Source organism: Schinkia azotoformans (assembly GCF_035811335.1).
Lineage (GTDB): Bacteria > Bacillota > Bacilli > Bacillales > Bacillaceae_J > Schinkia > Schinkia azotoformans.
This window is the reverse complement of record NZ_JARSMD010000024.1, coordinates 36,436-55,650: the sequence shown is the minus strand read 5'-3', so window position 1 is coordinate 55,650 and position 19,215 is coordinate 36,436. Positions and strand designations below refer to the sequence as shown.

General features: G+C 38.9%; 19 protein-coding genes and 1 riboswitch. All 19 genes read left to right on the top strand.

Annotation, left to right across the window (positions count from 1 at the left end):
- Window positions 1–255: 255 nt before the first annotated feature.
- On the top strand, window positions 256–2,175 hold the full coding sequence (locus P9E47_RS14700; protein WP_326163855.1) for a XylR N-terminal domain-containing protein: 1,920 nt from the start codon (window positions 256–258) through the stop codon (window positions 2,173–2,175).
- A gap of 184 nt (window positions 2,176–2,359) precedes the next feature.
- Window positions 2,360–3,649: a Rieske 2Fe-2S domain-containing protein gene (locus P9E47_RS14695; RefSeq protein ID WP_004432420.1), complete on the top strand. Its 1,290-nt coding sequence runs from the start codon at window positions 2,360–2,362 to the stop codon at window positions 3,647–3,649.
- A gap of 240 nt (window positions 3,650–3,889) precedes the next feature.
- Complete coding sequence (locus P9E47_RS14690; RefSeq protein WP_326163854.1) at window positions 3,890–5,299, top strand: amidase; 1,410 nt, start codon at window positions 3,890–3,892, stop codon at window positions 5,297–5,299.
- On the top strand, window positions 5,296–5,682 hold the full coding sequence (locus P9E47_RS14685; RefSeq protein ID WP_326163853.1) for a VOC family protein: 387 nt from the start codon (window positions 5,296–5,298) through the stop codon (window positions 5,680–5,682). The genes P9E47_RS14690 and P9E47_RS14685 overlap by 4 nt, the downstream gene beginning before the upstream one ends.
- A 59-nt stretch (window positions 5,683–5,741) precedes the next feature.
- The gene (locus tag P9E47_RS14680; RefSeq protein ID WP_004432417.1) at window positions 5,742–6,656 is read left to right on the top strand and encodes a catechol 2,3-dioxygenase; all 915 of its coding nucleotides are present in this window, start codon (window positions 5,742–5,744) and stop codon (window positions 6,654–6,656) included.
- A gap of 20 nt (window positions 6,657–6,676) precedes the next feature.
- The gene (locus tag P9E47_RS14675) at window positions 6,677–6,985 is read left to right on the top strand and encodes a 2Fe-2S iron-sulfur cluster-binding protein (RefSeq protein ID WP_326163852.1); all 309 of its coding nucleotides are present in this window, start codon (window positions 6,677–6,679) and stop codon (window positions 6,983–6,985) included.
- Between the two features lie 486 nt (window positions 6,986–7,471).
- Window positions 7,472–7,657, top strand: a riboswitch (cobalamin riboswitch).
- 129 nt (window positions 7,658–7,786) lie between these two features.
- Complete coding sequence (locus tag P9E47_RS14670; RefSeq protein ID WP_326163851.1) at window positions 7,787–8,536, top strand: energy-coupling factor ABC transporter permease; 750 nt, start codon at window positions 7,787–7,789, stop codon at window positions 8,534–8,536.
- A complete protein-coding gene (locus P9E47_RS14665) occupies window positions 8,526–8,804 on the top strand; it encodes an energy-coupling factor ABC transporter substrate-binding protein (RefSeq protein WP_003332150.1) in 279 nt (92 codons plus the stop codon). The genes P9E47_RS14670 and P9E47_RS14665 overlap by 11 nt, the downstream gene beginning before the upstream one ends.
- Window positions 8,801–9,592: a cobalt ECF transporter T component CbiQ gene (gene cbiQ / locus P9E47_RS14660; protein ID WP_003332151.1), complete on the top strand. Its 792-nt coding sequence runs from the start codon at window positions 8,801–8,803 to the stop codon at window positions 9,590–9,592. The genes P9E47_RS14665 and cbiQ overlap by 4 nt, the downstream gene beginning before the upstream one ends.
- Before the next feature lies 1 nt (window position 9,593).
- Window positions 9,594–10,424: an energy-coupling factor ABC transporter ATP-binding protein gene (locus tag P9E47_RS14655; RefSeq protein ID WP_003332152.1), complete on the top strand. Its 831-nt coding sequence runs from the start codon at window positions 9,594–9,596 to the stop codon at window positions 10,422–10,424.
- Window positions 10,425–11,981: a precorrin-3B C(17)-methyltransferase gene (gene cobJ / locus P9E47_RS14650; protein WP_326163849.1), complete on the top strand. Its 1,557-nt coding sequence runs from the start codon at window positions 10,425–10,427 to the stop codon at window positions 11,979–11,981.
- A 12-nt stretch (window positions 11,982–11,993) separates the two neighbouring features.
- Window positions 11,994–12,884, top strand: coding sequence for a sirohydrochlorin chelatase (locus tag P9E47_RS14645; RefSeq protein WP_326163847.1), 891 nt, complete (start codon window positions 11,994–11,996; stop codon window positions 12,882–12,884).
- A gap of 12 nt (window positions 12,885–12,896) precedes the next feature.
- Window positions 12,897–13,673, top strand: a complete 777-nt coding sequence (gene cobK / locus P9E47_RS14640; RefSeq protein WP_326163846.1) for a precorrin-6A reductase — start codon at window positions 12,897–12,899, stop codon at window positions 13,671–13,673.
- Window positions 13,663–14,319 carry a precorrin-8X methylmutase gene (locus P9E47_RS14635; RefSeq protein WP_326163845.1) on the top strand — a complete coding sequence of 219 codons (657 nt, stop codon included), beginning with the start codon at window positions 13,663–13,665 and terminating at the stop codon, window positions 14,317–14,319. The genes cobK and P9E47_RS14635 overlap by 11 nt, the downstream gene beginning before the upstream one ends.
- A gap of 6 nt (window positions 14,320–14,325) precedes the next feature.
- A complete protein-coding gene (locus tag P9E47_RS14630; protein ID WP_326163843.1) occupies window positions 14,326–15,429 on the top strand; it encodes a cobalt-precorrin-5B (C(1))-methyltransferase in 1,104 nt (367 codons plus the stop codon).
- A complete protein-coding gene (cbiE, locus tag P9E47_RS14625) occupies window positions 15,422–16,621 on the top strand; it encodes a precorrin-6y C5,15-methyltransferase (decarboxylating) subunit CbiE (RefSeq protein WP_326163841.1) in 1,200 nt (399 codons plus the stop codon). Before P9E47_RS14630 ends, cbiE begins: the two co-directional genes overlap by 8 nt.
- 13 nt (window positions 16,622–16,634) lie before the next feature.
- Window positions 16,635–17,336 (top strand): precorrin-2 C(20)-methyltransferase, encoded by a 702-nt coding sequence (cobI, locus tag P9E47_RS14620; RefSeq protein WP_326163840.1) that lies wholly within the window; start codon window positions 16,635–16,637, stop codon window positions 17,334–17,336.
- Window positions 17,333–18,109 (top strand): precorrin-4 C(11)-methyltransferase, encoded by a 777-nt coding sequence (gene cobM, locus P9E47_RS14615; protein ID WP_326163839.1) that lies wholly within the window; start codon window positions 17,333–17,335, stop codon window positions 18,107–18,109. Before cobI ends, cobM begins: the two co-directional genes overlap by 4 nt.
- Window positions 18,106–19,215: a cobalt-precorrin 5A hydrolase gene (locus P9E47_RS14610; RefSeq protein WP_326163837.1), complete on the top strand. Its 1,110-nt coding sequence runs from the start codon at window positions 18,106–18,108 to the stop codon at window positions 19,213–19,215. Before cobM ends, P9E47_RS14610 begins: the two co-directional genes overlap by 4 nt.

The window sequence follows — 19,215 nt, the reverse complement described above, 5'->3', positions numbered from 1 at the left end:
TGGAACATCGTGTAAGTCAATTATCTTTTCTGGATACCCCCTGATAAAAACTCCCTATAAACTAGACTCCGAAATAAAACAAGGGTTTTAAATTAATTGTAATTTTACAAATATTATAAAAATTGTAGCAGTTATTCTGATCATAAAGTATAATTTAATTGCAATAACGTGTCTTCATGGCTACTTTTTAAACATTTTTAATTACTATATTGAATTAATATGGTGTCAATCAAAACCTAAAGGAGGTAAAGTAATTTGACATCTACTGTAAAAAATGCATTAACGAATATTTTTTCCTTTTTCAATAATGGAGGAGATCATTATTTTCAAAAAAAGAGGATGGTTATTTCAAGCACGGATGCATGGGGAGTCCTACGGAAGGATCTCATCGATACACTGGGTATTCAGCGCGCAAAAAGGTTCCTCATCCGCTACGGGTGGAATTGTGGAAAAAATGAAGCAAGGATGCTAAAGGATATGGTAGATTGGGAAAGTGACTTGGATTGGCTTTTGGCAGGTTCGCAAATGCACCAAATTGGCGGACGTGTCTTTTCTTATCCAGAGCATTTTAAGGTTGATATGGAGAAAGGAATTTTTGATGTTTCTGGGTACTGGATTGATTCGTATGAAGCCAAACAGCATTTACATCATTATTCCTTATATCACGAACCCATCTGTTATTTTCTTATCGGCTATGGAGGGGGTTATACAAGTGAATGTCTTGGAAAAAAGATCATTTTTAAGGAAACACAATGTGTAGGAAAAGGTGATAAACAATGTTGTTATGTCGCAAAAACCCTAGAAGAATGGGGATCCGAAATTGATGATGAATTAATTAACTATGAGGAACAAGACATTGCAGATGAACTGGATATTGTATACCGCCGTGTCGAGAGACAAAGTGAAATTCTACATGTTGGTGCGTCTGTAACTAAGAATCTGACATCTGCCCTACTTCAAGGTAAAGGGATGGACGATTTCGCGAAAATTCTAGCAAATGACTTGAATCTTCCGGTTTTGATCCAAAACCAATATTTCGATTACATAGCCCATTACGTGGATGAAAGCAGGCCGGATGTACAGCAGTATAATCGGGGGGAAATCAAAGATTTTATTGAAAAACAATTTTCGAAACATGTCTTGACTCAAACCGAGCCATTAGAAATAAAGCCTAATCAAAATTTACTTATCTCTCCTATTATTATTCAAAATGATGTGTACGGCTATATTTCTATCTATCGGGAAGGAGCCCCATTCGGGGAGGCTGAGACAGACTTCCTAGAAAGGGCTGCAAGTGTTTGTGCTGTTAAAATGTTAAATGAACGGACTGCGATTCAAACCGAAGTGAAAATGAAGGGCGATTTACTAGAGGAACTCTTTAAAGGTAAAACAGATCCGGCCAGCATCATCAAGCGATTCTGCTATTTTGGATACAATATTAATCAACAACAATATGTATTAACAGTTGAATTCTCCAATCAGAATCCATTCTCAAGCTTTGAGAGCAACGCTAAAGACCTCAAAAGTGCGCCAAAACAATTAATGAACTTTTTTACAAGAGAAGAAACACATTATCATACTACATTTGTTAGACTTGAAAAGTTTAATAAAGCAACAATCCTTATTCCAAAAGAATACCTTCAGAAGAAAAAAACGAGTATAAAGCAATTTGCTCAGCATTGTTATGACCTGGTTCAATCTAGTCATGGTTCGGGTCCAATCTATATAGGGGTAAGTAAACTATGTACAGATGTAGGACAGTATAGTAAACGATATAAAGAAGCTAATAAAGCCATTGAAATAGCGAAGGCGAAAAATCGATTAATTAATGAATCTAGTAGCGGTGTCGTACATGCGGAAGAGTTAGGACATATCATGATATTGCTGGATGCACGGAAACCAGAGGAGTTATTGGATTACGCTCATGAGTTTCTTTCAGATCTAAAAGCATATGACGAAAAGAGCTCTACAGAACTCCTCAGAACTCTTTTCTATTATATTGAAAATCAATGCAATCTTCATAAAACAGCAAGAGAAATGAATGTTTCTATTAGTGGAATGAGATACCGGATCCAGCGTATCGAAGAATTAATGAATGTTGATTTATCGAAGGCAACGTCAACATTTGAAATTCAAATCGCCCTACAAACGTATATGGTCTTTAATCTATTGTAACCAATGATATTCATGATTTTTTGGGGAAAATCAGACTTTATTTCATTTACTGTATGGTTAGGTTGTAAATAAATCAAATTTTCCAACCTAATCATAGATAGTATGTGATAGAACAATTTAATAGAATATATACATAAATATAAATATTCAGAATAAATAAATTAATTTCCGAGGAGGAATTTAAATGCTATCAAAAGAAGATAATCATTTATTAACACGTACAGGCCCAGGAACTCCAATGGGGGACTTGTTTCGCTTATATTGGATACCGGCACTAAAATCAGATGAATTAAAAAGTGATGGAAAACCACAGAAAATCAAGTTGCTAAGTGAAGATCTAATCGCTTTCCGTGATACGGAAGGGAAAGTCGGCTTGATGGAGGAAGCTTGTCCACACCGTGGAACATCTATGTATTATGGTATTAATGAAGGTTGTGGCCTACGCTGTATGTATCATGGCTGGAAGTTCAATACAAATGGTGACTGTACGGAAATTCCGTCAGAAGAAGGGGATCCGAAGTTCAGACAGAAAATTAAGATCAAAAGTTATCCGGTGAAAGAGGTTAAGGGAATGATCTGGACATACATGGGACCAGAGGAGAAAATGCCGGAATTTCCTGAGTTTTATTGGATGGGATTGCCTGATGACTACGTGATGTCAGAGCGGGTTTGGCAGGAGTGTAACTATGCTCAGGTAATGGAAAATGACCTAGATTATGTACATGCTGCGTTTCTTCACAAAGCAAATGGAAAACAGGAAGTAGGGGAAGGAATTTTAAGTTCAGATTTAGGAATTTCCCCGGATCATCCTCTTGTTAGAAACCCACCGGTTAAACAGGATGTAGAGGATACCAATTATGGAAAGCGCTGTATTGGAGTTGGCATCGGTAGTGAGACAGAACATGCCTTCTTTGAAATTCACTACATCTTTCCGTTTTACACATTCCCGCCTCGCCTTGATGGTGATGATGGGATGTGGCATGCTTTCATTCCAAGGGATGACTACAGTACATGGACTTGGGATGTCCAATTTTCTCACAACCGTCCAATTGATGTACAGGCCAATCATGAACGTCGCGGTATAAAGGTGGATGAGCATTTTAGAAAACAAATCAATTTTGAAAGTGATTATGGTCAAGACCGTGAGTTGCAAAAAACAGAAAAAGGAAACTTCACGGGAATTCGTGGAATTGCTATTCAGGATCATGCGGCAACAGAAACGATGGGACCGATTGTAGATCGCTCCAAGGAACATTTAGGCACAAGTGATTTGCCAATTATTCATATGCGTCGCTTATTACTTCAGCAGGTAAAGGCGATACAGGAAGGAAAAGAAGAAAACTTCAAACTAGATTCCAACTCGCTTAAAACACTGTACAGCGCTGGAATTTATGACAGCAACAAAAAGTCCTGGCAGGAAGCCTTTCCGATGAAGCCCCAGTTTAAAAAGGATGGGCAAGAAGTGAATTCTTAACGAGATAAAAGAAAGGTATCAGGCACCACACCGTCATATCTAGTATTACCACAACATAAATTGGTACTAGAGAAGATAAAATGTGGCTGCCTATTGCCTTTTATAGATTTATAGAGAAAGCAGGGGAATACATGACATTAGAAGAATATTTATCCACCATTTTAGGCGATGATGAAATAAAATTAGCAACACTAGAGCCAGCTTTTACTTTTAATCTAGAATGTTATGAGGAAACAAGTCATGAATGAACTTCTTTTTGAAACAATTGAAAATGCGGGGAATGCAATAAAAAATAAACAAATTTCTCCAATTGAACTAACGCAGATGACCTTAACCCAGATTCGTGAGCATGAACCAACCGTCAATGCTTTTATTACTGTAATGGAAGAAGTGGCACTGGCCCATGCGAGGCAATTGGAAGCAGAGCTGATGCATAATCAGGTAAGGGGACCGTTACACGGAATTCCGATTGCAGTCAAGGACATTTTACAAACAGCAGGTGTCAAAACGACTGGTGGATCGAAAATTTTTGAGGGCTGGGTCCCAGATGAAGATGCGGTAGCTGTTCAAAAACTAAGAGAAGCCGGAGCGATTATTATCGGTAAGGCCAACCTGCATGAGTTTGCCATGGGGGCAACGACGGAAAATCCCCATTATGGCAGTACCAAAAACCCATGGAATGAAAAAAGAATACCAGGAGGATCAAGTGGCGGCTCTGCAGTAGCTACTGCAACTGGAATGGCCTTTGGTGCAGTCGGTACAGATACGGCAGGATCCATGAGATTGCCAGCTGCAATGTGCGGTACAGTCGGGTTCAAGCCAACCTATGGAGTTGTCAGTAGACGGGGTTGTCTTCCGTTTAGCTGGTCATTGGATCATGTAGGTCCGATGACAAGAACGGTACGGGATGCAGCCATCATGCTGGAGGTGATGAAAGGATATGATCAAAAGGATCAGGCATCTGTAAAAAGAAATGTTCCAGTCTTATATGATTCGTTACCTGACTTAAAGGGAATAAAGCTGGGCTTCTATGAGCCTTATATGTTCGCGGGAATTGATGCTGATGTGAGACGGGTTATTGACGAAGCTTTCCGTCAACTTGAAGTGCTTGGAGCAGAAATTGTTCCTATTGATTTACCAGGGATTAACGAAGCACTCAACGCTTTAAAAGCAATCGCTCAATCTGAGGTTCTATCCGTTCACGAACCGTTATTGAAAAAATTTGGACATCTCTATGGAGATGACTTGAAGTATCGCTTTGAATTTGGCAGCGATATGTCCGCAACCGACTACATTCGGTCTCAACGTAGAAGAGACCAATTTGTCAGGGAAACAATCAAACAAATGAATGGGATTGACGCTTTAGTAGGCCCAACAAATGTCCAACCGCCTTTTGAAATTGGTACGATGGTTCCAGAAATGGCCATCAGTAATATGTTTACACTGGGCAAAACACCATTGGCAAATATCCTAGGCTTTCCTTCATTATCTGTTGCCTGTGGTTTTACTTTAGAAAATCTTCCAGTCGGATTGCAGCTCATTGGGAAACCCTTCACTGATCAAAGAGTCCTTCAAATCGGTGACTGCTACGAAAAATCAATGCCATGGGTCAAAGCATTAAGGAAGCACATGGAGGGGCGAACAATATGATACAGAAAATGGAGCATGTAGCCATTATGGTTCGCGATATGGACCAATCGATTCGGTTTTATTCGGACATCCTTGGCTTTAAAGTTCGTCTGCATGGCAGTAAACGCGATCGGGTAATGGCATTTTTATATCTAGAATCACAGTCAGATATGGAGATTGAGCTTATCCAAGAAAAAACGGAAGCTACCGAGTACAGTGAAACAGGAATTGTGAACCATCTTGCTTTTACAGTTGAAAACATTGATGAAACTATTTACTTTTTAAGAGAAAAAGGGATTGTCTTTTCTTCTGATGAAGTGAAGCCTACATTGGAAGGCGGTCGCATGATTTTTTTTCATGGACCTAACCAGGAGTTACTACAATTAGTAGAAAAAGTGAAATAAGGCGATCTGTATTTTTATAGTAAAAGCCAGTATTTAAGATTTATATTAGGGGGATAAAAATGGCAAGAGTTATGCGTTTAGGCCGTGTGGAATTAAATGTATTAGACCTGGAAAAATCAGTAGAATACTATACAAAGGTTATTGGACTAGAAGAAACTGGACGTATGGAAAACAGTGTTTACTTTAAAGCATGGGATGAATATGACCATCATAGTTTGATTTTAACTAAATCTAACAAGGCAGGTTTAGCCCATATGGCGTTTAAAGTAGAGACTCTTGATGATCTTGCCTATTATGAAAGAAAAATAGAACAATTTGGCTGTACGACTACTCGTATTTCCAGTCATACAAGATTAGCAGAAGGGGAAGCCGTTCATTTTATTTTACCAACTGGTCATCATTGTGAACTTTATCATGAAATCGGTTTTCTAGGAACGTCCGTTGGATCACTAAACCCTCATCCTTGGGTCTTAGATTCAAAAGGAATTGCACCACATCGTATTGATCATTGTTTACTTACGGGTGACGATCTTAAAACTGTTACGAGATTTTTTATAGAGGCTCTTAATTTTAGACAAAGTGAAAAAATTACGACAGTAGATGGGGAGGAGTTATTAGGCAGTTTCTTGTTTACTACCAATAAAGCGCATGATTTAGCGTTTGTTAAAGGACCTGATGCAAAGTTACATCATGCTGCCTTCGCAGTTGATTCTCTTCATGATGTATTTAAAGCGGCAGATCTTTTATCAATGTATGAAGTACCATTTGATGTAACACCAACCCGCCATGGAATAACACGAGGACAAACGATTTACTTCTTTGATCCGTCAGGGAACCGTAATGAAGCGTTTGCTGGAGGTTATATGTCCTATCCGGATATGCCGACCATTACATGGACGGAAGATAAAATTGGGCAAGGTATTTTCTATCATAGACGAGAACTTTCAGAATCCTTTATGAAGGCATTAACATAATAGAATTAGGGGGAGGAATCATGTATAAAGTATCATTAAAGGCAAGAAGCCAAGAATATGAATATCAATGTGGTCCGGACCAAACACCTTTAAAAGCGGCTAGAAACAACTTCATTCCTTTTCCGACAGGCTGTCAACGAGGCGGCTGCGGGATGTGTAAAGTAAAAGTATTGGATGGAGAATATGAGCACGACTTAGTACGCTCACATGAATATCTTCCCGATGAAGAACTCAACAATCGCTTTGCCCTAGCCTGCTGCATGACACCGAAAAGCAATTTAGAAATCATAACAATAGAAGATTATGAGAAGCAGAATAATCGTATCTAGAGTATTTTGAAAATCTTTATATATAATTAAATATTATTCTAAACAGTGCAACCACTTTTTTAAAAGGTGGTTTTTTTCATTTTTCGTGGCCGATCAAAATTTAGAGGTTATAAACCTCATTGTTATTTCTATTCCGGTTCTTCTTTTAATACATCATTTACCTCCCACTATTTTTGACTTTCATTTATTTTACTTAATAAAGTGAAGATGATAGAAGTAAAAGTTCCCACCGGAAGGTATCGTTTGAATGAACCTTGTCTAGTTTGAATAATGAAAACCAAGATATTAATAGTACACCGTATAAGATCACTTTTCTTATCATTTTCGTTTCATCCTTTTAATCATTTTATGTACAGTACGGAATCAATTTCTATAGGGATAAAATTCCTTATATTACCTTTAAATATGCATCATATTTTAAAATAGAGTTGTCATTTACAAAAAAATGGTGTTTAATAAAAGACATGGTAATTAAATTAAAAATTAAATAATGAATGCAATTTAAGTGCTCAAAGATTCTTTTGAGTTAAAAGGGAAATCGGTGGAAATCCGATGCAGCCCCCGCTACTGTAAGTATGGATGAAATTGTCATATACCACTGGAATAATCCGGGAAGGGACAAGAGTAAGGTGAAGTACAAGCCAGGAGACCTGCTTTAATTGTTGAATTCTAATTCTTCGGAGGGAAGGATGTGGTTTCTAGCGGTACGTCAGATTTTTTGATCGTCTGTTATATTAATTTTGGAACCTTATCTCTTTATCGGGATAAGGTTTTTTTGGTTTTAAAGACAAGGAGGAAATAATGAAAAAACTATTTTTTATTGGTCTATTTTTTGTTTACTTTGCCTTGAATTCACCAAATGATGCTTCTGCGATGCATATTATGGAAGGTTTTTTGCCTTTAGGTTGGACATTATTTTGGTGGGGGTTGTTTATTCCATTTTTTGTATGGGGCCTTATTCAAATAAAAAGGGTTACGAATGAAAATCCACATTTAAAACTCATGCTTGGAATGGCCGGGGCGTTTGTATTTGTTCTTTCAGCTTTAAAAATACCGTCTGTAACGGGAAGTAGTTCTCATCCGACGGGAGTGGGTCTTGGCTCCGTTCTTTTTGGTCCCCAAGTAATGACAGTATTAGGAACGCTAGTTTTATTTTTTCAAGCTTTACTGCTTGCTCATGGCGGTCTTACGACATTGGGAGCTAATACTTTTTCTATGGCTGTTGTTGGACCGTTTGTTGGGTATTATTCATACAAACTATTAATAAAACTTGGAAACAAACAATCTATTGCCATCTTTTCGGCTGCATTTCTATCCAATATTACGACCTATTTGTTTACATCCTTTCAATTAGCGTTGGCATTTCCAACTGGAGGGATAGCAGCCGCGTTTATTAAATTTATTTCAATTTTTGCCGTTACTCAACTGCCTCTAGCCATAGTTGAAGGCTTATTAACGGTATTAGTGTGGAATTGGCTCGTAGCCTATAATTCGAAAGATATTCTATTTTTACAGAATTTAAAGAGTGGGGTGGCTAGTAGTGAAAAATAAATGGTTAATCATTTTAGCGATCATAATCACGTTCAGCCCGTTGCTATTTTTAGGTAATGCTGAGTTTTTAGGGGCAGATAGCATTGCAGAAGAACAAATCCAAGTGCTGGCTCCTCATTATGTTCCGTGGTTTTCATCAATATTTGAACCGAAGAGTGGTGAGGTTGAAAGTCTATTATTTGCCTTACAGGCTGCACTTGGCGCCGGATTCATAGGTTATGTCATTGGACTCTTTAAAGGCAGGAAGGAAAGTAGTGCCAAGCAATGAATATCCAGATTGATACGCTCAGCTATAATAGTAGATTTCGAAAGGTGCCCCCCATTTATAAAATCATTTTTACAATATTACTTTGTGTGATGGTCTTTTTATCACATATTCCTGTTCAAATAACAATTTTTCTCGGGGTATTTGTTTTTCTATGTTGCTATGAAAAAATTCCTGTTGGCGTGCTATTGAAATGGATAGCAGTGCCAAGTTTATTTTTATTTGCAAGTATGCCTGCTATTATTCTTCAGGCATCAAATCTAAACGAGATGAACAGTGATATATGGTTATCAATCATTAAAATTGATAACTGGCAGATTTATATATCTGAAAGTGGATTGGGGCTTGCAAAGGCAATCATTTTTAGGTCACTTAGTCTATTGATTTGCGTATTTGCGCTTGTAATGACAACACCGTTTAACGAAATTTTGCATGCTTTACACAAAATGCGCACCCCACAAGTGTTGCTAGATATCCTTGTGGGCATGTACCGGTTTATCTTTATATTTTTACGTTATGCTGGGGAACTTTATATGGTGTTTCAATCACGCGGAGGAAACGTAACGTGGGAACGAACATTTCATAGTGTAGGACTGGTTATCGTCCAATTATTTGTTAAGACCTTTGAAAAGTATAAAAGAATGTTGCTTGTGATGGAATCTAGGGGATTTCATGATCAACTTTATTACGCTGATGAACAAAGGAAATCGGCTCCAAAGAAATTTACAGGAGGTGCCCTCTTTATCCTTTTTATTTTAATAGGATTAGAGTGGTGGTGTAGAGGCAGTTAAAATGACTAGTTTACTTGAATTAAAGAATATTACATTTGCCTATAGTGGCAATGGTCAACCAGCTTTACAAAATTTTTCTATAAAAATACCAAGAGGAAAAAGGTGTGCTCTATTAGGGCATAACGGTTCTGGAAAATCAACGGTTCTTCTATTAGTGAATGGGTTGTTGAAACCTAATGAAGGTAAGATGCTATGGAAGGGAGAGCCGATTGAATTTAAAAGGAAAAGTTTGAAAGATTTTCGCCAAAAAACAGGGCTCCTGTTTCAAAATGCGGATGAAATGTTAATTTCACCGACAGTTTTGGAGGATATATCCTATGGGCTGATTAGTGCGGGCTATAAGGGAGAAGCCCTTCAGAATAAGGTTGGAGAAATATTAAAACGTTATCAGCTTGATCATTTAAAGGATAGACCGATCCATCATTTGAGTTTGGGCGAAAAAAGAAGAGTCGCTTTAGCCGGTATCATGGGGTTGGAACCTGATTTATTGCTAATGGATGAACCGACTACTTACCTTGATCCATCTCAAACAGAGGTTTTTTTAAAAGAAATGAACCGTATTCATCATTCAGGGACAACTGTCGTGATGTCTACCCATGATCTTGACCTTGCCTATGAATGGGCTGATTGGATTTTTGTAATCGAAAAAGGACAACTCATCTTTGAAGGTACACCTGATGAATTGTTTGTGAATGAACGATTTGTTCTCGAAAAAGGTTTATCGATACCATTGTTTTTTCAATTAAAACAATTGTTTGGTACTAAAAATGCATCAAAAGAAGAGGTTTTACTTTTATTAAAAGGCTTGCTTGGAAAAAAGGGGGATTCATAGATGTCAGGTAAATTAATCATCATTGGTTTTGGACCAGGTAGTGTAAAGCATTTTACAGAAAGGGCAAAGGAAGGAATTGCAGAATCGGATTGTATTTTAGGTTATAAGACTTATGTTGACTTGATTGAGGATTTAATAACGGATCAGGAAATTATTAGTACTGGGATGTCTGAGGAGGTTGCGAGAGCCCAAGCTGCTGTCCGCCTTGCCGAAGAGGGTAGAAAGGTTGCGGTTATTTCCAGTGGAGATGCAGGGGTATACGGAATGGCCGGTCTTATTTATGAGGTATTAGCTGAAAAAGGGTGGAAGGCTGAAAATGGTGTGGAGGTAGAAGTGATTCCGGGAATATCCGCTATAAATTCCTGTGCCTCCTTATTAGGGGCTCCGGTCATGCATGATTCCTGCACAATCAGCCTAAGCGACCATTTGACCCCTTGGGAGATAATTGCAAAGCGTGTGGAGTCAGCAGCTTTCGCTGATTTTGTGATTGCTTTATATAATCCGAAAAGTGGTCGCCGAACAAGACAAATTGAAGAGGCTCAAAAAATTCTTTTGAAGTATAGAGAACCTAATACACCTGTAGGTTTAGTAAAAAGTGCTTACCGTGAGCGTGAAAGTGTCGTTGTTACAACGCTCGGAGAGATGCTTGAACACGAGATCGGGATGCTATCAACTGTCATCATTGGAAATTCAAGTACATTTATATATGAAGGAAAAATAATTACACCAAGAGGATATCAACGAAAATACTCATTGGATACTGAAGAACAGCGTTTAAAACTACACGAGAGATTGCAAAAAGAAAATGAACCGTGGGCATTGCATGGCGGCAAGAATAATGAGACTACTTTGTCTATAGCGGAGGAAGCGTTAAATAAACTGAACAAGCAAGTTGCCACCAATTTTGAGAATATTTTCGAAGTTGCTGTAAGTCCTGGAGTAGCAAACAAAAATTTCACCCCACAGCAAATGATGACATTGGCTGAAGTGGTTGGTGACAATGGGACGATTCAATATTCAACGGACCATCAGATTCATTTAACGATACCAACATCAGATCCTGACGAGATCATCGAGAAATTAAGGAATAGTGGTTTATCTCTTTCTCCCGTTGGTGATGTTTTAACCGTCAAGGCTTGTGATTTTTGTGATGGAGAAAAGAAGGATGCCATCCCTATTGCTGAAGAGCTGCATAAAAAGCTAGGAGGTATTGATCTGCCAAAAGAATTAAAGCTTGGTATTAATGGTTGTGGAATGGCATGCTATGGGGCTGTTAAAGAAGACATCGGGCTCGTCCACCGCCAAGGGAAATTTGATTTATTTATTGGTGCTAAACCGGTTGGCCGAACGGCCCATGCCGGACAAATCGTCGAGGAGGGAATTGAACCTTCAAAAGTGGTAAAAATCATCGAAGAAATTATCAATGAATATAAAGAAAAAGGACATCCGGGTGAAAGGTTTTTCAAGTTTTTCAAACGAGTAAAGGCTGTTAGAGGTTATGGATATAAAGACTTTACCCCAAAGATGGAAATAGCAGCAGCACCGTGTGGGGATTAAAGGAGAAAAAAGATGAAAGCTATTTTATTTGTTGGACATGGAAGTAAGGATAAAGAAGGAAATGAGCAAGTTCGAGAGTTTATTAATGAAATGAAGCCGGCCATTGACCCAAGTTTTCTTGTTGAAACATGCTTCTTGGAATTTGAAACTCCGACGGTTGATCAAGGGATCGATACATGTGTGATGAAGGGGGCAAGTCACGTTTATGTCATTCCGATGATGTTATTGCAGGCTGGTCATTCGAAAATTCATATTCCGCATTGTATCGATGAAGCAAAAAAGAAGTATCCACATGTAGAGTTTACATATGGGCGGCCGATTGGTATTCATGATTCAGCCTTAGAAATATGTATAAGTCGACTAGCTGAAATAGGTCTTGATATCGAATCAGGAGATCCGGATACCGCGATCATTTTACTTGGACGTGGCGGCAGTGACCCAGATGCCAATAGTGACCTTTATAAGATTACTAGATTGCTATGGGAGAAATTAAATTACCCCATTGTTGAACCTGCATTCATGGGGGTAACAACTCCCTTAATAGATGAAGTCATTCATCGTTGTTTATTGCTGGGAGCGAAGAAGATTGTTATTTTACCATATTTCTTATTTACAGGGGTTTTGATTAAAAGATTAGAGAAGATCGTTCAAGGTTACAAAGAGAGGTATAAAGATCACCAATTTGCCTTGGCAGAATATTTTGGTTTTCACGAAAAGCTTCAGGATATTTTAATGGATCGTGTTCAAGAGGCGTTAGACGGTGATGTGAAAATGAATTGTGATACATGTCAGTATCGAATTGGGGTTGCGGAGAACGTTGGTCATCATCACCATCACCATCATGACCATCACGACCATGATAATCATCACCATCATAATCATGGGGATCAAATAAGAAAATAGAGGAATTAGGCTGTGAAAATTTTACAATTAGCAGGAACTAGCGATGCAAGACAGCTTGCCATCGAACTAAAGAGACAAGGGTTTGATGTTCTTACGACGGTGGTAACTTCAAATGCTGCAATCGAGCTTGAAGCATCAGGACTTCAAGTATTAGTTGGAAGATTAACAGACTCGGACCTGTTTCAGTTAATCAAGGAAAGAAAGATCAATATCGTAGTAGATGCTAGTCATCCCTATGCGGAAGAGGCTTCCAAGAATGCCATAAAGGCAGCGGAAATGGCCGAAATTCCTTATATCCGCTTTGAAAGACCATCACAACAATTCGATGATGACTTGATTATCAAGGTAGATTCCTACGAGGAAGCGGCCGAGTTGGCAGCTAAAAAACAAGGCAATATCATGTTAACAACAGGAAGTAAAACACTACAGATATTTACTGATAAATTACTTCCACTACCAAATACAAGAGTCATAGCGAGAATGCTGCCTAGAAAAGATAATATGGAAAAATGTGAAGGGCTCGGATTGCCACAAAAAAATATTATAGCGATCCAAGGGCCGTTTACAAAGGACTTTAATAAGGCACTTTTTAAACAATTCGAAGTGACCTTGATGGTAACGAAGGAAAGTGGTAAGGAAGGGGCAGTTGATGAAAAAGTGGAGGCTGCCTCGGAGCTAGGAATTGAAACGATTTTGATAAAAAGACCAAGGATTCAATATGGAATAACCTATTCAACTGTAGAGGACGTAATAAACCATATAAAAGGAGTCGAGAACAATGGAATTTAATACAGAATTTAAGCCGCTCACAGTACAACCGCAGGAAATTGAGGGAAAAAGCATGGAAATGATTGATGAAGAGATCGGTGAGCATTCGTTTACAGAGGAGCAATGGCCTGTTGTTCAACGGGTGATCCATTCTTCTGCAGATTTTGAACTTGGCAAAAGCATGGTGTTTCATCCGGATGCTGTACAGGCTGGAATAAACGCAATCTTAAATGGTGAGCAAATCGTTGCGGATGTACAAATGGTGCAAGCGGGAATCAGTAAGCCAAGATTAGAGAAATTTGGATGTGATGTTCACGTATTTATTTCCGACCCGGATGTAGTTGATGAAGCAAAGAAGTTAAATACAACTAGAGCCATTATCTCGATGAGAAAAGGGGCAAGAGAAGTAAATGGTGGGATCTATGTTATCGGTAATGCCCCAACGGCTCTATTAGAATTAATTCGTTTAGTGAAGGCGGGCGAAGCGAAGCCAAGCCTTATTATTGGGATGCCAGTTGGGTTTGTATCTGCTGCAGAATCGAAGGAAGAGCTAGCTAAGCTTGATCTTCCGTTTATTACCAATGTAGGCAGGAAAGGCGGTAGCACAGCTGTCGTGGCAGCTTTAAATGCAATTTCAATCATTGCTGATCGGGTATCAAAAGGGTAGATTTCAATGGCATCTACAGAACAACAAGAAAAGAAACCGTTACGACATGGCTATACAACTGGTGCCTGTGCAACAGCAGCTACAAAGGCAGCGTTATTAGCTTTAATAATGGGCAAGCCGGTTGAAAAGGTAAAAATATTAATTCCTGCAGGAGAAATCGTCACATTTAACATTGTTCAGTGTAATCTTTCCGAAGATAAGGTCACGGCTGGGGTGATCAAGGATGGCGGCGATGATCCTGATGCAACCCATGGAGCTCTCATCTTATCTACAGTTCAATGGAATGACGAAACGGATTATCAACTGGACGGTGGTATTGGAGTGGGCAGAATCACAAAGCCGGGGCTGCAAATTCCGATTGGTGAAGCTGCCATTAATCCTATTCCGAGAAAGATGATAAGGGAAACGGTAAGGGAAATCATTGAAGAATTTGAAATAAACCGCGGGATTTCAGTCACAATTTCTGTTCCGGATGGCGAAGAAATAGCGAAGAAAACATTAAACGGCCGTCTCGGAGTTATAGGTGGCATTTCTATATTAGGTACGAGAGGGATCGTTGTTCCATTTTCGTCCTCGGCTTATATGGCAAGTATTGTTCAATATATTAAAGTAGCCCGCGCCAATCAATTGGATCATGTTGTCATTACCACTGGCGGGCGCAGTGAAAAATATGCGATGAAATTATTTCCCTATTTGCCGGAAGAGGCTTTTATCGAAATGGGTGATTTTGTCGGGTTTACGCTTAAGCAATGTAAGAAGCAAGGGGTTAAAAAAGTATCAATGGTAGGGATGATGGGCAAATATTCGAAAATTGCCAATGGAAATATGATGGTCCATGCCAAGGGCTCGAAGGTGGACTTTGAATTTTTAGCTGGAGTTGCTAAGACCTCGGGAGCTCCGGAATCTGTTATCAAGGAAATAAGAGAGGCGAATACGGCTTCACAGGTTGGAGACCTCATGGTATCCCTTGGGTTTACGAGCTTTTTTGAAACACTTTGTCGTTTATGTAATGAATCTTCTCATAAGGAAGTTAAAGGCGGCATGGATATAGAAACAGTACTCTTCACATTAAACGGAGAGTTATTAGGAAGGGCGATTTTACATGACTAGTTCAATTAAAATGATTGGGATTGGAGATAACGGAAAAGACAGTCTTCTTCCTATATACGAAGAAATGATCTATGATAGTGAGCTTTTAATAGGAGGCGAAAGGCAGTTAGCCTTTTTCCCGGATTATCAGGGTGAAAAATCAATCATAAAAAGTGGATTAACAAAGCTAGTAAACGAGTTAAGAGAAGAAACCAGAAAAACCGTTATTTTGGCTTCGGGTGATCCATTATTTTTCGGGATTGGCAGCTTTTTAGCGAGCAAAATTAATATGGAAATATACCCATATTTAAGTTCGATCCAATTAGCATTTGCCAAAATGGGTGAACGCTGGCAGGACGCTAAGTTCATTAGTGTTCATGGCAGACCAATGAAAGGATTGTCCCAAAAAATAGACGGGGAAGAAAAGGTAGCCCTACTTACGGATGAAGAAAACAGTCCTACTAGGATTGCACAATATCTTTTACATTATGGGATGACTGAATATTCCGCTTTCGTTGCCGAGCATCTTGGTGGTGAAAAAGAGCGGTGCAGACATTTTACATTAGATGAAATGGCAAATGAACAGTTTCTTCCTTTAAATGTCGTTATTTTAAAAAGAGTATCAGAAGGGCCAACATGGTCTTTCGGAATTGATGATCGTGAGTTTTATCAACGAAAGCCGGACAAAGGACTTATCACCAAAAAGGAAATACGGACACTTTCGTTAAGTGCCTTAAAGCTTAAGAAAACCTCCGTCATGTGGGATATCGGGACATGTACTGGATCAATCGCTATCGAAGCGGCCCGAATTGCCAAAGAGGGAGAAGTCTACGCGATTGAGAAAAATGAACATGATATCGTCAACTGCTATGAAAATATGAAAAAATTCCGCACGGATTTTACCGTTGTTCATAATAAGGCACCAGAAGGTTTAGAGGAATTTCCAAACCCGGACGCTATTTTTATAGGTGGAACGGCTGGGAATATCGATGAGATTATGGATATTTGCTGCAAACGATTAAAACCAAATGGCCGGATCGTCTTAAATGCGGTCACGATAGAAAATTTAATGCAGGCCGTTCAGGCTTTTAAGAAAAATCAATTTCAAGTAGATATTACACTAACTCAGGTTTCAAAAAGCAAGCCGATATTGGATTTAACACGCTTTGAGGCTTTAAATCCAATTTATATTATTACAGCTTGGAAAGATTGAGAGGAGAACAGGAATGATCGGAACATTATATGGTGTAGGGGTGGGCCCCGGGGATCCGGAGCTAATTACGGTAAAAGCTTTTAGAATATTAAAGGAATCGCCCGTGGTTGCTTATCCAAAGAGCAGAATGGGGAGCAAAAGCTATGCCCACAAGATTATTGATGTGTATATTAATCCAAATGAAAAAGAAATGCTTGGGCTTGTTTTTCCAATGACAAAGGATCAAGCGGTACTAGATAAAGAATGGTCGAACACCGCCCAGTTAGTATGGGAGAAGCTCTCAGTAGGAAAAGACGTCGCTTTTGTAACAGAGGGAGATCCGATGTTGTACAGTACGTTTATCCATATGATGAAGCTTATGAAAAAACGTTATCCTGAAGCAGGAATTAAAATCATTCCTGGAATATCGTCAGTCAATGGCGCAGCCTCAAGACTTGGATTGCCACTGGCTGATGGAGATGATAAATTCGCGATTGTTCCTGCAACAGACCAATATGAGGAAATGAAAAAAGCCGTACTTGAGCATGACTGTGTCGTTTTTATTAAGGTGGCTAAAGTAATAAAGCCAATGCTAAAACTATTAAAAGAACTAGATTTGTATAATAATGCAGCAGTTGTTACGAAGGTAACGTCTGAAGAGGAAATTATTTGGGATCTGAATGAGATAGGTAACGTTGATTTAGAATACTTATCGTTAATGGTGGTGAGAAAGTGAAGATCTATATTATTGGGGCAGGACCTGGAGATCCTGATTTAATAACGGTAAAAGGACTTAAACTATTGGAAGAGGCGGATGTTGTCATGTATGCCGATTCCTTAGTAAATGAGGAATTAATTCAAAGGTCAAAGTCTGGAGCTGAAATCGTCAAAACGGCCGGCATGCATTTGGAGGAAATGGTTGACTATATGGTTTTACGCGCACAAGAAGGGAAGAAGGTCGTTCGTGTCCATACGGGAGATCCTGCCGTTTACGGTGCGATTATGGAGCAAATCGCTTTACTGAAAAAACAGAATATAGAAGTAGAAATCATTCCTGGCGTCAGCTCTGTATTTGCTTCAGCTGCCAGAGTGGGTGCTGAATTAACGATTCCTGATTTAACGCAGACTGTTATTCTGACAAGAGCGGAAGGAAGAACGCCAGTCCCAAAGTATGAAAAACTTAAGGATCTTGCTAGCCACCATTGTACAATTGCTTTATTTTTAAGTGCCACACTAACGAAGAAAATCGTTCGTGAATTTATAGAAGCGGGTTGGAGTGAAAAGACCCCTGTTGCTGTGGTATATAAAGCAACTTGGCCTGATGAAAAAATTGTTCGAACTACGTTGGAGAACCTTGATTCAGATATGCAAAAAAATGGGATTAGAAAGCAAGCGATGATTTTAGCAGGATGGGCACTCAGCGAAGATATTCATGATAAAGATTACCGCTCTAAACTATATGATAAAGAATTTACACATGGTTTTAGAAAAGGTGTACTAGAAAAATGATGAATAATAAAAAAGACTATTGCATTATTGCGATTACAAAGCACGGAGTGAAGCTTGCCCGCGATTTACATAATATCACGTGGCCTGAGGCTGATTTGTTTTACATGAGCAAGTTTGAACAAGGGGATGAAAAAGAACGTTCGATCGGAATGTTCTCAGGCAGTGTTCGTTTACAGTTACCTACCTTGTTCGAAAGCTATAAAGGTCTCGTTTTAATAGTTTCATTGGGAGCGGTAGTAAGAATGATAGCCCCACTTTTGAAGGATAAAAAAACGGATCCTGCCATTGTCGTTATCGATGATAAAGGGGAAAATGTAATTAGTGTTCTTTCCGGTCATTTAGGTGGTGCCAATCAATTAACGGAGAAAATAGCCAAAATGATTCATGCAAGGCCTATTATCACAACGGCATCAGATGTCGGCCAAACGATTGCTGTTGATATTTTTGGGCGCGAGTTTGGATGGCAATATGAGTCTGATGAGAAGTTAACACCTGTGAGTGCAGCGGTTGTTAATGAAGAAAAGGTTGCCGTCGTCCAGGAATCAGGGGAATTAAATTGGTGGAAATACTCGAAACCACTCCCTTCTAATATTAAAGTTTACGACTCTATTAAACTTGCGAAAAGAGACAACCCGAATGCAGCGTTAGTTATAACACACCGTTTATTAATGGATGAGGAAAAAGACATCCTGGATAACGGTATTCTATACAGGCCAAAGGTGATTGTGCTTGGAATGGGTTGTAACAAGGGGACGAGTGCAGAGGAAATCGATGGAGTCATTCAAGAAACGCTAATGGAGCTACAATTTTCTGTAAAGAGTGTTAAGGCTATTTGTACGATTGATCTTAAAAAGGATGAGCAGGGTTTTCTGGATATTATCAATAAATATGGATGGGATTTTATTACATATACTCCTGAAGAGCTAAATCAAGTTGCAATTAGTGATCCATCCGATACGGTCTATAAATACACCGGAGCCTATGGTGTAAGTGAACCTGCGGCACTACTTTATAGTAAAACGAAAAAACTAGAATTAGTGAAGAAAAAATCAGGAAATGTTACGATTTCAGTGGGTATACTGGCAAATGAAAAAGGGAGAGGTTAA

Bases quoted from the DNA above. Each gene is read 5' to 3' on its own strand.
- P9E47_RS14695 (WP_004432420.1), top strand. From the start codon at position 2,360: ATGCTATCAAAAGAAGATAATCATTTATTAACACGTACAGGCCCAGGA.
- P9E47_RS14690 (WP_326163854.1), top strand. From the start codon at position 3,890: ATGAATGAACTTCTTTTTGAAACAATTGAAAATGCGGGGAATGCAATA.
- P9E47_RS14685 (WP_326163853.1), top strand. From the start codon at position 5,296: ATGATACAGAAAATGGAGCATGTAGCCATTATGGTTCGCGATATGGAC.
- P9E47_RS14680 (WP_004432417.1), top strand. From the start codon at position 5,742: ATGGCAAGAGTTATGCGTTTAGGCCGTGTGGAATTAAATGTATTAGAC.
- P9E47_RS14675 (WP_326163852.1), top strand. From the start codon at position 6,677: ATGTATAAAGTATCATTAAAGGCAAGAAGCCAAGAATATGAATATCAA.
- P9E47_RS14670 (WP_326163851.1), top strand. From the start codon at position 7,787: ATGAAAAAACTATTTTTTATTGGTCTATTTTTTGTTTACTTTGCCTTG.
- cbiQ (WP_003332151.1), top strand. From the start codon at position 8,801: ATGAATATCCAGATTGATACGCTCAGCTATAATAGTAGATTTCGAAAG.
- P9E47_RS14655 (WP_003332152.1), top strand. From the start codon at position 9,594: ATGACTAGTTTACTTGAATTAAAGAATATTACATTTGCCTATAGTGGC.
- cobJ (WP_326163849.1), top strand. From the start codon at position 10,425: ATGTCAGGTAAATTAATCATCATTGGTTTTGGACCAGGTAGTGTAAAG.
- P9E47_RS14645 (WP_326163847.1), top strand. From the start codon at position 11,994: ATGAAAGCTATTTTATTTGTTGGACATGGAAGTAAGGATAAAGAAGGA.
- P9E47_RS14635 (WP_326163845.1), top strand. From the start codon at position 13,663: ATGGAATTTAATACAGAATTTAAGCCGCTCACAGTACAACCGCAGGAA.
- P9E47_RS14630 (WP_326163843.1), top strand. From the start codon at position 14,326: ATGGCATCTACAGAACAACAAGAAAAGAAACCGTTACGACATGGCTAT.
- cbiE (WP_326163841.1), top strand. From the start codon at position 15,422: ATGACTAGTTCAATTAAAATGATTGGGATTGGAGATAACGGAAAAGAC.
- cobI (WP_326163840.1), top strand. From the start codon at position 16,635: ATGATCGGAACATTATATGGTGTAGGGGTGGGCCCCGGGGATCCGGAG.
- P9E47_RS14610 (WP_326163837.1), top strand. From the start codon at position 18,106: ATGATGAATAATAAAAAAGACTATTGCATTATTGCGATTACAAAGCAC.